This is a genomic window from Leuconostoc carnosum, assembly GCF_014207505.1.
GTDB classification, from domain to species: Bacteria; Bacillota; Bacilli; order Lactobacillales; family Lactobacillaceae; genus Leuconostoc; species Leuconostoc carnosum.
Map to the genome: position 1 here is coordinate 1 of NZ_JACHGL010000005.1, position 12,980 is coordinate 12,980.

Below are 12,980 nucleotides of genomic sequence, written 5' to 3' on the forward strand. Positions count from 1 at the left end.
GTAATCCGAACCTCAAATTACATCAGTTGGTTTAATTCCGACAGAATTAGAACGAGTGTTTAGAAAAAGATGTGCCATTTATTGACATAGGAGCAAATTGCATATTTATTTTTTATAGTATTTCTAATGTATACGAGAGGTTGGAGTCATTTTGTTGGACTATTAATAGTTTTGTTAGTAGGTGAGTTAATAATAAATGGTATTTGGATTACAAGTATCGAAAATAGAAAAAAGAAGATACAAAAAGAATTGGAAATAATGAAAGCCAAAGATTTATCGTAATGTGATGAATCCCCTCAAAAATTTAATAGTTTTAAAATGAGCATGTGAAAACATGCTTTTTATAATGTCATCGTCAATTCTTAGAATAGGACAGGTTGGGGCAGTACCAACCAAATGACACCGTCGAAACTATCCAATTAAGCTTGAAAGGAGCATGAACCTTATGAAGAAAATTTCTTTTAAAACGATATTAGCAGATGGACATAATCTATTATATTTCAGATTAATTATTACTGGTCTGATATTAGTAATTGTCATTGCTTCATTACTATTTGTATTTCACAATAAACAATCATCAGTGACACATTCAGAAGCTAGTCAATCTTCATCACAGGTAACTAATCAACCTAGTGAGGGAAAAGACTACACGATTCAATACAGTAATTTATCGCTAATCAAACGCTCGACATTGAACACAGTTTTAACAAAAACTGGTTTGTTTGACTTTGACTACTTATTAAATACCAGTAATAATGGTGGTAATAATGCGAAGATTTTAGTTTACTACAATCAAGTTGATCAAATGCTAGTCTTTAAATTCTATCAAAACGGTTATCAGTCAGACAATGATTATCAAATTGGTGGTTATAATCTCCAAAAGCAAACGAGTATTCATGGCTTACAACCGTCCGCTTTTAATGGACTGCCACTGGTTTATACCTGGGATAATTTGCAAACAAAATAATAGAAAGGAGTGCAGCATGAAAAGAATAGTTATTACTTTAGCGGTGTTATTTGGCACGGCTTTTTTTTTACCACAAAGTGTAGTATTTGCTAACGGAACCATCGGCTCATCTGATGCCAATAGTAGTGTGATTGGTAAGAATACTAAAAGTCGTCTTGGCAATGATACGACAAAACAAACCAATAGTATCAGTCATGATGGCTCACCAGCTAATCAAAGTGAAAGTACCATCAGAGATAAGTTAGGCGAAACAACTGGGTCACCTGATATGAATTGGGTGACGAGCAATATCTTAGCCAATTACAAAATGTATCACGAAGATGGGTCGATTACCGATTTTGCTTTGGGTGCTTCACATATTGTCACTGATTTATTTACCGCGATTAATCTCAATATTGTTTATCCCTTGTTTGATCAATCGTTATCCACGATGTTTGATCTCACCAATATTACCAATGGCGTGAATAATATCTTAACAGACGTCGGGCAGTACACCAAGAGTTCATGGCAGAGTCAAGCTTTTAAAGACCTGCTCTATTTAGCCTTTGGTGTCGGCCTTGTTTGGGTCTTTGCCAAAACCTTTAATCATGGTGGTGGTCTGAAATCAATTTTAACCGTCTTAGTGATTGCCATCATTGGTAGCGCTTGGGTTGGTTCTGGTAGTCAAGTTCTGCAAACGATTAATACCTTAACCTCACAAGCCCAAACCCAAGTCTTTACCGCCACCAGTAATATTAATCAGACGAGCTTTTCTGATACCGGTGATAGTTTTCAAAATGCCTTGCGCTATGTCTACTTTCAAAAAGCAGTCGCCCGACCATTTGCTTTAGGAAACTTTGGTCAAGCTGATGTCGCTAGTGCCTATCAAAATAAGGATAAACAGGGGAATCCCTATCGTTTAATTGGGGGCAATGTTGATGACAAAGTAATTGCCAGTTTTGCTAGTAAAAATCATTATATTTCTAAAGATGGTGGCCTCGAATGGTATCAATCTGCAATTGCTTTTATGTCACCAGTGATGTCTGTTGCTTATGGTGTGCCATTACTAATGATCGGATTAGCCAATTTATTGGTACAACTGGGCGCCGTTTTATTGTATTATCTAGCACCATTTACGATTTTAATTTCTCTATTACCAAAATTTGCCAATAGTGCTTTAAAAACAGCCATGGGGGCACTGGGCTTACTCTTTGCTAAAGTGGGCTTATTATTTGGCATCATGTTTGTTTCTTGGGTGGGTAATGTCACTGATGTGGTTGTACCAGTTAAAGGTAGTGCCAGTGCGATGTTAAATTCCATTGTTTACATTGCTTTGATGATTTTACTTTGGAAAAACAAAAGTTGGCTCGTCCAAACGATTACTGGTTCAAGTGTTGCGAATAATGCTATGAATAAAATCAGTATGACTAAAGCCGGTCGTAAGGCCTTCAATACCACGGGTGAAATGAAGCATCGCGCCAATCAATTGTACAGTGGGGCTAGAAGTGGCTTGAATCAAGGTAAACAGTGGCGTGATAATTATCAAAATAAACATAATTCAGAATTTGATGATCATGCTTTACGTGATGAATTGCAAGCCGAACAACAAGCCCAACGGAAACAAGATCGCAAAGAGTATTTAGCTAAAGACATGCAAAAACATGCGCGAAAGATTCGCAAACAGCGAGCTGAACGTTTAAACAAAATGAAACAGCAAAAACAGCAAACAAATGAGCCAAAACATGATGCTGATAATCCACCTCGTTATCAACGTTCTAAAAAGCTTAAAACCAACAAAGTACCTGCACAAGAATATGTAGATCAAGCGGTTAATCAAGAGAAAAATGTAGAAAAGCCTCGAACACGATATGTTGTCAAAAATACAGCCAACGCCATTACTCACAAACCATACTTACGTGCCAAAAGATTAAAAAAATCATTGCCCAACGATTTCAATCAGAAATTACAACAAAATATTGACCAACACCAACAAAGAAAAGAACGACTTGAGCAGGAATTAAAATGAGAAAACTGCTTAAAGGTTATTTAATAGCGATTCTTGGTCTGGTGTTTTTAATTGTCTTAATCTTAGGTATGTTTGCCGGGAATAGTAATCAATGTCAATCAACAAACACTAGTATCACAGTGACGACTAGTGCTGATAAGGAGGCAGTTGCGCAATCGATTCACGATAATTTGAAAAAAGTATCGGGTGTCACTGAAGCTGGCATTGCTGGTTATTTGGGGAATATGGAAGTTGAAAGTGGCTTCAACCCGAAAAGTATTGAATCCAGTGCCACTTATGATGAAGCCAAAGCCATGAACGCTAGTTTAAGTGGTTACGCTTTTGGCCTCAATCAATGGGATAGTGCGAGGCGGGTTGCTTTATTAACTTATGCCAAAAGCCAAAATAAGCAGTGGTCAGATTCTAGTTTACAATTAGATTTTGCCTTAAATCATGATGGCACTAATTCTGATCTCTTGAAACAAGGGTTGAAGATGACTGATGTCAATCAAGCCACAGAGTTTTTAAGAGCCAAATGGGAACGTGGGGGTCAAGGGACAACCACTAAACGGCAAGCTTTTGCCCGTAATTGGTATGCTAAATTTGCAAATGGCACATCAAATACAGCCATTGATACCGCAACTAATGGGACAGAAACCACACAAAATACGGATAACACGACCAATAATACTAGTGGTTGTGCGACTAATGTGACACAGGGTATGGGTACGAGTGGGGCACCGGTAAAAGAAATACCTAGTACTTACAAAAGTAAAATTAAGGATACGAATTTTACAGCCACCTCGTCCACAAATACCTACGCTTTTGGACAATGCACTTGGTATGTTTATAATCGCATGCAAGAGTTAGGTTATTCAGTAGAGAATGGTTTAGGTAACGGTGCTGATTGGGGACAGAATGCCAAAGCAAAAGGGTACAAAACAGATAGTCAGTCACATGTTGGTTGGGCGGTTAGTTTTTCACAGGGTGCAGATGGTGCAGATGCCACTTATGGTCACGTTGCGGTCGTTGAAGCGATCAGTTATGATAAAAAACATTTCTTAGTCAGTGAATGCAATGTCGTTAGTAGTGGGTCTGGTACAGTAAGTTTCCGGGAATTAACAGCTGGAACAGGAGTCACCTTTATTCAAGGTAAATAAGAGAAAGGGGTAAGCATGAAAAATAGTCATTTAATCATCTTTGCTAGTCTAGTACTGATTGGTATTTTCCTCACCCAATTGAATCAAATACCGAATCTGAACAAACAATTAGTACAAGCTCAAACAACGTTAAAACAAGCTAAAGCTAGTCAAAATAAATCGCAAGCCATTATTTCTAATCCACAGTCACAACAAGATCATGCATCAGGCAGTACAAAAATAGTTACTTCATTCGTTAAAACATTTAGCAATCAACCGACTTCAAGTTATTCCGAAACCCTGAAAGGATTGGCTTCACAAAAAGTAATTAATGAACTAACTCAGACCTTTGCGCCTAGTGTGACTTTTAGTGATAAGGCACATTATGAAGTGCCAGCGGTCGCTATTAAAAATGCTTGGGGTTCTGATTTAGAATACTTGGTTGTCACTAAAAGTGATGCACAAAGTGTGGCCTATACAATCACTTATGATACTGATGAAAAATTAGTGACTGATATTTCACGACTAACTTTAAAAGGGGCATTCGATAATGAAAAATAAAGTCTTAATTAGCATTATGGGTTTGCTTTTGATTGTCCTTGGTATCATGATGTCAATTACAAATGGCAAAAGAGCACAAATACGGCAAGTTAGAAAGGAAGTGTCGCAAGTGAATAAACAACAAAAACAGGTCACGACACAAATTGATAACTTACAAACAACTTACAATGCTAGTGACGAGCAAGCGAAAAATGACTTACTAGCCTTTGCCAAAGCCTACTACACTTTTAGTAGTCAATCAGATTATGATAAACGTTTTAGTAAAGTGTCCAGTATTTTAACACTATCTAACGACCAGCAAAACAATTTATTTGATAGTGGACTAGATGCCACTGGTGGATCACGCATTGATAATCTGGGTCTAACCAGCCAATATCAAACAGCCACAGGTTACACCAGTGATTTGGATAATCAAACAATTGAAGCTCTAGCAACTATTATTGTTCAAACCAGTGGGACAGGTCAAAAAGCAATTAACCAAACCGTTCTATTACATGGCTGGTCTGATACGAAAACACAGAAACTAACGTCTATTAAAATTAATCAAATACAATAGGAGCAAAAACTGATGAAACAACGAATTAAACGACTTGATAAAAACAAACAATCACGGTCGCTGACAAAAATAATCATAATCAAAGTAGTTCCAGTCATTGCATTTCTAGTGGCTGGTTTTTTATTGGTTCCGTATGGATCAATGTATTTTCAAAACAATAAAGTGGCCAATGTTAACACAAAAGCAGAAGTAATACTCTTCTACAATGCCAATTGTTCCCATTGTCAAAAGGTCTATCCCAAAATATTCTGGCATAATGTTTTGAATTTCAAAAATGAATCGAAACAAATACAAACGATCAATGTACAAAACACCAATAATAAGCACTACGTAGCTGACTTTGCCATTCAAGCTACACCAACTTTTATGAAAACAAAAAATATCAATCAACGATTAGTTTCTACTAATAGCCAACAAATTAAGCAATTTATTCAGACAGGAGGTCATTAATTCATGGGTAAAAAAGTAAACATCAAATACGAAAATCCGGTTGTGCAGTACCAAGATAATTTATTACTGACAACGGTGGGTGATGTTTGGGCGTATTATCAATTGAAACCATTTCAAATCAATGTCGCCAACGCGCTAGACAAACAAAGTTTTAAAGAGAGTTTTATTGATGTCTTTGAACGCTTACAAAAATATGATGATGTTGATTTAAAACTGATTCCCGCTGATATGGACTTAGCCGGACGAATTCAAGGCACTAGTCCTGATTGGGCTAAAGACATTGCCGAAGTGGCTCAGTATTACATGGGACAAGAGGAAGTGAATATTTTAGAAAGTGAGTTTCAACCAGCGATTCGTGATGAGTTTTATATTGGCGTGAAACTCAAAAATACTAATGTAGGGGACGATTTAAAAGATAAATTTCAATTTGCCACGGATCTTATTTTAAGACGACTAGCAGAAACGATGCGCTATCAAGTAAAATTTGATGCCCAATTCTTTGAACGCTTTACTACCATGAATGATGATGTGTTAGGTATTTTAAGACCGTTAGATGCTACGAAAATCAGTGAAGCCAAACTCATTAATTTGCTAGGCACAAGTTACCATCATCAAAATATTAAGGATTTTGCTAGTATGCGTGATACTACATTTGATTTAGCTAAAATGGGCATCGTTAAACGCGAAACCAAAAAAGAAACGGATTACATTAGTCACCTGGTGTTAAACTTACCAGACCGTTTGGATAATTTATCACTTCTTCCTGAAATTCAATCCTTTAAGTTTCCTGTCGAAGTTCATATCAAAGTTAACTTTCCCCAACGCGATGGTTTTAAAGGTATGAAGCAAGAAACTCGGAGTTCGAAAGGAAAATATAAAGATGAACTACGCGATGCGTTAATTAGTGATGATGATAGTTCGCAACGTTCCAAAACTAATTATGCTTTAGCACAAGAGTTAGCCGATGTCATGGATCGTAAAGATGCCTTCATGCAATGGTTATTAGTATTGGTTATTCGTGATGACGACTTGAAACAATTAAAGAGCAAAATTCGTATGGTCAAAACCAGACTCTCAACGTTTAATCGTGATATTGAGGTTTTTCAACCAAGTTTTAACCAAGAAATGTTGTTATATCAAAATCTACCCGCTACGAACTTAGGGGTGTTTAAACGTTGGCGCCAGTTTACGACTGCACCCGCTCTAGCGCAACTCATGTTTGGCACTAGTCATGAATTAGGATCAAGGACTGGTTTCTATATTGGTCGCGTATTAGATACTAATCGTTATTTTAGTGTCGATAGTGCGGTTGCTTCATCACGAACTTTATTGTTAATTAATCCAGTCATTGCCAACAAAGGGATTGTGGGGGCTAAAACCGATAGTCCACACATTGCCATCACTGGTGATACTGGGCAAGGAAAATCGTTCTTAGTTAAAATTTTGTTGCTTTACTTAGCGATGTTTGATGTGAAGTTACTTTACGTGGACCCCAAACAGGAAGTCAGACGTTGGTTCAAGGCATCATTAACAGATAATGATAATCCGTTTTTTACCGAGTTAATGAATGCTTTTCACTACGTGACACTCAATACTAATGATAGCTCAAACGTAGGTGTGTTAGATCCGATGTTAACGCTTAATAGTCAAAGTACCATTGATGAAATACCAAGTGTGCTCACTTTAGTGAAAGAAATGTTAGTACAGGTGCGTGCTATCTCACAAGATATGGAATTAGATACAGCGCTAACAAATGCCATTAAGCAAGTTTGTAATCAACGGTTAGCTGGTGAACAAGTAGGAACTATGGCGATTATTGCTATTTTAAAACAAGGGTCTGAAAAATCAAAGCAATTAGCTAATTATTATGAAAGTGTCATTCCCGACAGTATGTTAAAGCTAGCGTTTAGTGATGGGCACACTGATAGTATTGAATTTAATAAGCAACGGACAATTTTAGAAATCACTGGACTAGATTTACCGCATGCCGACCAAAAGTCGCGCAGTTATACGGAAACGCAAAAATATTCAGTCTCTATTATGTTGGCGTTAGGCAAGTATTTAGAAAAATTCGGTCGAGAGGATACCACTCGATTTAGTGCGGAAATTATTGATGAAGCGTGGATTTTTAATGCCTCACCAGCCGGGCGCAAAGTCCTAGATGGCATTAAACGATTAGGTCGTTCGGAAAATAATATGTTGATTTACTCCACGCAACGAGTCGGTGATGTCAATGATGAAAAAAGTAACGGCCAATATGGTCAAATATTTGCCTTTGATAGCGCTGATGAAAGAGAGCGAGAAAATATTCTCAAACATTTTGGCTTACCAGTAAATAAAACCAATATGGACATGTTGAAAGACTTGAAAAAAGGACAATGCTTGTTTCGTGATATTTATGGTCGCGTGGGTAAAGTCGTGATTCACTCGTTATTTGAAGAATGGACGCAAGCCTTTAAGACCGTCGATAAAAATGCTGGTGCGGAACTTGAAGCTAAATATAGTTAGGAGTTAAAAATGACACAAGAATTTACTATACGAGATTTATTGCAGTATTATCCCAAATATGAAGAGGGTATGGACTTAAACAAAGATATTGTTCAAGGGTTAAAAAAATCTGCTAATGATTTTCATGCTTTACTGATTGAAAATAAAACATTGAATCGACTTACTTATTTGCGTGACCTAGATATTAGCTTACAGTGTTTCTATGAAAATGCGAAAGAGTTACTGCAAGAAGGACGCACAGATAGTTTGAATATCTTTGGTTGGTATCTCACCATTAATGATGACTTTAGTTATGCCAAGGACAAGCTACGAGGCCAGACGATTTATGTTTAGAAAAATTAAATACAGCGATCAATATCTAGCAAAGACTTTATTTAAACGTGCTTTGCTTTTTATTTTTCTGTTAATCAATGTTTTCTTTAGCTTATGGTATTTATCTATTTTTAGAGAAGTGGTACAAGGGAAATTTAGCTGGTGGGATATGGCACCAACCGGATTAAGTATTTTCATCACCACGTTTTTTGGTTGGGGTCTGTATGGCTTTTATAAACATTATGCCCCAACACACGCAGACTTATTCTCTCACTACTTAAAACGGATTGAAATTCGCCAAATGATTAGTCTGTTAGTGGCCTCTAAAGCATTCTTTGATACAGAAACCAATGATAATAGCACTTATTTAACTTACTATCCTAAACTCAAAATCAAAGTAAAGCATATCACTGGTCAACTACTGATTGAAGAGCCAATTGATGGTAAAAAATATATGGCACAATTTGCGAGTGGTGACTTTGATCAAAGTGTTGAAACAGCTTTATTAGCTGACCGACAAACAACTGAATTTATGAAAAATAAAATGTTGAGCACATTTGCGTTTGAACCGATTAAGTTTAGACGGCAGTTATTGGCATTACAACCAGAAAAGGGTCGTTTACAAATTGCTAAAGGCATTAATTGGCAATATGACACGTTTTACAATGCGTTAATTTCAGGCAATGTCGGAACAGGAAAGTCATATACAATCTTTGCTATTTTGGGACAATTACTACAACTTACTAAATACGTTGATATTATTGACCCAAAGCGGTCTGACCTAGCTAGTTTGAAATATGTTGATGCCTTAAAAGGCAGAGTACACAGTACACCAACCGAAATTAATCAAGCAGTCATTAAATATTATCAAAATATGATGGCACGAGCTGAAAAGATGGAGAAGATTAAAGCAACGGGCAAGATTGGGACTTATAAGGATTATCATTTTGAGCCATGTTTTTTAGTTTTTGATGAGTTCGGTGCTTATCGAGAAATGAATGACCGGCTAACGTTTAGTGATCCCGCTTATGAAGCTTATCAAACGGCCATGTCTAATTTAAACGAAATTGCCATGCTGGGTCGTGAATTAGGATTTTATTTGATTATTGGTATGCAACGACCGAGTGCCGATAGTTTACCAATGGCAATTCGTGGGCAACTAAATTTACGGATTAATATGGGTGTCCCAACACCAGAAATTGAAAAAATGGTTTTTCCGGATAATGACAAACAACTTCGACCATTATCTTCACAACTAAAAGGGTGGGGCTTTATCAAATTAGGTGATAGTCAAGTACGTGCTTTTTTTGCACCAGAAGTCCCCAAAGAATTCAACCTGCATGAATGGTTAACCAAACAGATAGAAATACGAAAAAAGAGGATTTCTTAAATTGGTCTAAAATAAATTGGCTTGTGAAATTTTAAAAAATGTCACGTCAAATCAACGTTTTATGGACTTTGTGAAAGCTTTTGAGAAAGACGTCTTTTTTAGCCTTTAGAAACGTTGATATAGCGTTACTTTGTATAGCAATGATTATGTAAACATTAATTGGTATATAAAGGATAAAGTAAGTTTTATCTATAAACAAACCCTTTCTTTTAAATTTCGTTTCTTAAAATGCCATATTTTATGGAATCATAATATTTATTTTCCCAATATCGAACTTTTCGGATAACACCTTCTTTTGTCATTCCAAGCTTATCACCTATGATTTCCATTCCTATATTGCCTGACCATGTTGTAAATCCAATGTGAGGTAAGTAGCTGAATAATTCAAACATCTCTATTATCCATTGTCGCAAGGCTATAGTTCCAATTCCGTGTCCCCAACTATTTGAGTCAAAAAGAACTATCCCTACCTCTAGCCATTGTTTTAATTTGCCATCTTCCCAATAAGCCGATACTTCACCTACAATTTCGTCATTATACAATATAAGTTTCCGCATTGGGTTATTTATGGCTTTGGCTTTATTAGAGTCATGAAACTCCTCCCACGTTTGAACAGGGTCTTTAAAGTAGGGCCCATTGTATTGCATCCAATTTAAATCTGATTGTGATCCGTACTTTTTTTCCCACCACTGTTTGATATCTTTTTCTTCGACAAATTTTAATTTAATATTTTGTTCCATATTTTCTCCTAAATATCTAATGATATTAAATCTTACACTACTGTCTGTTTATTTTCAATATACATTATTAAGACAATTTTTTACTCAGATTAGAAAGGAAATAATATATGATATACCACTCACGAAGTCCAACCTTTAGCCATTTTTTATCTTTACTGTTGGTTTTATATTTTAGTTTAAAAATAAAAAAAGTAGGTGAAAAATATGGCTTTTGACGTTAAAAAAGTACAATCACTATCAGAACAATCGATTGTTGATTTAAAGACAATTGAAAAACTAGGAGATTTGGAACATCTCTCACAGCTAAGTGATGAATTGAAGCGAGTGCTTGCTGATGGCAATTTAGAAGAAATCAGTCCGATGTTGCCACCATACATTACAGAAATTCGGAAGAACATTGGCTTCTTATTGGGTAACTATAAGTCGATTCGCACGCACTCGGCTCAAGCAACCACAAAAAAGGCTTTAACCCCCAGTTACTAACAGGGGGGTTAAACCGGTAAAAACGCTGAAAGCGTCAACCCAATATGGGGAACAAACGCCGGTGTGAAGAGATTTAGATGAAAAAACAAAAATGTCCCTCTGAAAGTACCAAATGGGACATTTTGAGAAAGGAAATCTAACATGATAACGATTAACCATGAACTAAAAGCGTACACCCCTATTTTTCTAGGGACAACCCAACATAGTTTACGACTATCGTTAAATATTTTAATCATGGTTGGTATGCAATTACATGATGAGATGATTGAAACTTATAACGTGACCGTTTCGGCTATTGCGTTAGGGCAATTGCCTAATATCGGTAGTGAAATTGCGATTGATGAAATTACTGGTAGTGAGCTAGCTGGCTTCACAGCAAAAATACACCAGTCTAGTGCACCAAGACAAAATACTGTTTCAACTGAGTTAGAAAACTTGATTGATATAAAGAATGTTGGGCGATACCAACTGTTGAAAGGACAAAACAATATGACACAAACGTTAAATGTACCAGAGTTATCAAATAATAACTTGCTATTGATACGCCAACTACTTGGGGTCACACAACAGGAATTAGCTACTGCAATGGGTATCAACAGAAAAACAATTAATCGCTTTGAGACAGGTGAACAGAAAATATCAGACAAATTTATTAACAAACTAATCACCGTCTATCCACAGTTAGCTGAAGCTATTGAGGTGCAATTTGATTGGGTTTCTTTGACATTCCCAGATTTAACGTCAAAACAAGTGATCACTGATGTGCTACGAATACAAGAAAATCTATTTTTAGAACGACAGACCTCACAAAACTTTTACACGCGTGAAATGGCATTTGCTGGCGAAAAGAATATCTATATACAAGACTTTGCACCAGTCAAAAACCCTGAAACGCAAACAGTTGAGCAAAAATTTGGGACAACGCTGTATTTAACTGGTAAAGGCACCCGGCTATTTGAAAAGGCGCTACTGGAACAGAATATGACCTGGCATGATTTTTTTGAAAAAGCGAGACAATATCGCGGACATCTCACTCGTTTAGATATTGCCATTAACGATAAGTGGGGTTTGCTCAATATGAATGACCTTGTAAAAGCGGTACAAGAAAAACGCTTTTGGGGTAAATCAAAGTCTTATGCCGTTCACGGCAACGTTGATGATGGTTGGACGGTCAACTTTGGTAAGTCACCGTTTGTTATCCGTGCTTATGACAAACACAAGGAACAAGCCAGCAAAGGCTATGATACTGATATACAAAACCGTGTTGAGTTGGAGTTACATGGCGATCGTGCTGAACAAGTGATTGATCATTGGTTTGAGCATGATGACTTAGTTGGTTTTACTTTTGATATGTTGCACACGTATCTTTGGTTTACGAATGAATCAATTGACGACAAAATTTTAAAAGGTGCTATGGTGCGTGAAACCATTGAAAGTAATGTTGAGCCGATGCCTGCGTGGTCATTACTAACCGTTTTAGGTCATAAAATGAAATTTATTCGTCAACCTAAAGAACAAAGTGTGGCACGCATTGAAAAATGGGTCTTAGAATCAGTTGTGCCAAGTCTAGCTGTCTTAAAAAAGACCGGTTATTGGCCGGAAGTGATTGAAGCCATGAATAGTGCTGAATTGTCAGCTGAACAACAAAAATTGGTTAAGGCCACCATGATGAATGCGATGACACAGGCAAGTAAACATTTAAATATTAATTTTGAAAAACCTAAGAAAAGATATATTGAGTCCAATGAGCAGAAAAAAAGGACATACTGAGAGGTATTACTTTTACGAAGAGCAATTAATTGGAATAATTTCGAAGGATAATATAAAAATTATTTTGGAAAGTTACCTTTACATTTAAAAACTAAAGTATTATACTCAATGGAAAGGAAA

Annotated in this window: 12 protein-coding genes; 11 read left to right on the forward strand and 1 reads right to left on the reverse strand. The window is 36.5% G+C overall.

What is annotated here, in order from left to right:
* Nucleotides 1-445: 445 nt before the first annotated feature.
* The 9 genes from HNQ98_RS06085 to HNQ98_RS06125 are packed head-to-tail and all read left to right on the forward strand — an operon-like array spanning nucleotide 446 to nucleotide 9,867.
* Complete coding sequence (locus HNQ98_RS06085; protein ID WP_259655132.1) at nucleotides 446-967, forward strand: hypothetical protein; 522 nt, start codon at nucleotides 446-448, stop codon at nucleotides 965-967.
* Between the two features lie 16 nt (nucleotides 968-983).
* On the forward strand, nucleotides 984-2,972 hold the full coding sequence (locus HNQ98_RS06090) for a CD3337/EF1877 family mobilome membrane protein (protein WP_184284965.1): 1,989 nt from the start codon (nucleotides 984-986) through the stop codon (nucleotides 2,970-2,972).
* Nucleotides 2,969-4,111, forward strand: a complete 1,143-nt coding sequence (locus tag HNQ98_RS06095; RefSeq protein ID WP_184284966.1) for a phage tail tip lysozyme — start codon at nucleotides 2,969-2,971, stop codon at nucleotides 4,109-4,111. The genes HNQ98_RS06090 and HNQ98_RS06095 overlap by 4 nt, the downstream gene beginning before the upstream one ends.
* 15 nt (nucleotides 4,112-4,126) lie before the next feature.
* Entirely contained in the window at nucleotides 4,127-4,651 is a 525-nt protein-coding gene (locus HNQ98_RS06100; protein ID WP_184284967.1) for a hypothetical protein, read from the forward strand.
* Entirely contained in the window at nucleotides 4,641-5,207 is a 567-nt protein-coding gene (locus HNQ98_RS06105; protein ID WP_184284968.1) for a hypothetical protein, read from the forward strand. Before HNQ98_RS06100 ends, HNQ98_RS06105 begins: the two co-directional genes overlap by 11 nt.
* A gap of 12 nt (nucleotides 5,208-5,219) precedes the next feature.
* On the forward strand, nucleotides 5,220-5,657 hold the full coding sequence (locus HNQ98_RS06110) for a thioredoxin domain-containing protein (RefSeq protein WP_184284969.1): 438 nt from the start codon (nucleotides 5,220-5,222) through the stop codon (nucleotides 5,655-5,657).
* 3 nt (nucleotides 5,658-5,660) lie between these two features.
* Entirely contained in the window at nucleotides 5,661-8,165 is a 2,505-nt protein-coding gene (locus HNQ98_RS06115) for an ATP-binding protein (RefSeq protein WP_184284970.1), read from the forward strand.
* Nucleotides 8,166-8,174: 9 nt separating this feature from the next.
* On the forward strand, nucleotides 8,175-8,498 hold the full coding sequence (locus tag HNQ98_RS06120) for a hypothetical protein (RefSeq protein ID WP_184284971.1): 324 nt from the start codon (nucleotides 8,175-8,177) through the stop codon (nucleotides 8,496-8,498).
* On the forward strand, nucleotides 8,491-9,867 hold the full coding sequence (locus HNQ98_RS06125) for an ATP-binding protein (RefSeq protein WP_184284972.1): 1,377 nt from the start codon (nucleotides 8,491-8,493) through the stop codon (nucleotides 9,865-9,867). The genes HNQ98_RS06120 and HNQ98_RS06125 overlap by 8 nt, the downstream gene beginning before the upstream one ends.
* Before the next feature lie 209 nt (nucleotides 9,868-10,076).
* Here the strand turns inward: HNQ98_RS06125 and HNQ98_RS06130 are convergent, their stop codons facing one another.
* Nucleotides 10,077-10,607 (reverse strand): GNAT family N-acetyltransferase, encoded by a 531-nt coding sequence (locus HNQ98_RS06130; protein WP_184284973.1) that lies wholly within the window; start codon nucleotides 10,605-10,607, stop codon nucleotides 10,077-10,079.
* 204 nt (nucleotides 10,608-10,811) lie between these two features.
* On the opposite strand from HNQ98_RS06130, the gene HNQ98_RS06135 reads away from it, so the two are divergent.
* On the forward strand, nucleotides 10,812-11,090 hold the full coding sequence (locus tag HNQ98_RS06135; RefSeq protein ID WP_184284974.1) for a hypothetical protein: 279 nt from the start codon (nucleotides 10,812-10,814) through the stop codon (nucleotides 11,088-11,090).
* A gap of 141 nt (nucleotides 11,091-11,231) precedes the next feature.
* Nucleotides 11,232-12,860, forward strand: coding sequence for a replication initiation factor domain-containing protein (locus HNQ98_RS06140; RefSeq protein WP_184284975.1), 1,629 nt, complete (start codon nucleotides 11,232-11,234; stop codon nucleotides 12,858-12,860).
* The last annotated feature ends 120 nt before the right edge of the window (nucleotides 12,861-12,980 follow it).

Coding starts and splice junctions, on each gene's coding strand:
- HNQ98_RS06085 (WP_259655132.1), top strand. CDS start 446: ATGAAGAAAATTTCTTTTAAAACGATATTAGCAGATGGACATAATCTA.
- HNQ98_RS06090 (WP_184284965.1), top strand. CDS start 984: ATGAAAAGAATAGTTATTACTTTAGCGGTGTTATTTGGCACGGCTTTT.
- HNQ98_RS06095 (WP_184284966.1), top strand. CDS start 2,969: ATGAGAAAACTGCTTAAAGGTTATTTAATAGCGATTCTTGGTCTGGTG.
- HNQ98_RS06100 (WP_184284967.1), top strand. CDS start 4,127: ATGAAAAATAGTCATTTAATCATCTTTGCTAGTCTAGTACTGATTGGT.
- HNQ98_RS06105 (WP_184284968.1), top strand. CDS start 4,641: ATGAAAAATAAAGTCTTAATTAGCATTATGGGTTTGCTTTTGATTGTC.
- HNQ98_RS06110 (WP_184284969.1), top strand. CDS start 5,220: ATGAAACAACGAATTAAACGACTTGATAAAAACAAACAATCACGGTCG.
- HNQ98_RS06115 (WP_184284970.1), top strand. CDS start 5,661: ATGGGTAAAAAAGTAAACATCAAATACGAAAATCCGGTTGTGCAGTAC.
- HNQ98_RS06120 (WP_184284971.1), top strand. CDS start 8,175: ATGACACAAGAATTTACTATACGAGATTTATTGCAGTATTATCCCAAA.
- HNQ98_RS06125 (WP_184284972.1), top strand. CDS start 8,491: ATGTTTAGAAAAATTAAATACAGCGATCAATATCTAGCAAAGACTTTA.
- HNQ98_RS06130 (WP_184284973.1), bottom strand. CDS start 10,607: ATGGAACAAAATATTAAATTAAAATTTGTCGAAGAAAAAGATATCAAA.
- HNQ98_RS06135 (WP_184284974.1), top strand. CDS start 10,812: ATGGCTTTTGACGTTAAAAAAGTACAATCACTATCAGAACAATCGATT.
- HNQ98_RS06140 (WP_184284975.1), top strand. CDS start 11,232: ATGATAACGATTAACCATGAACTAAAAGCGTACACCCCTATTTTTCTA.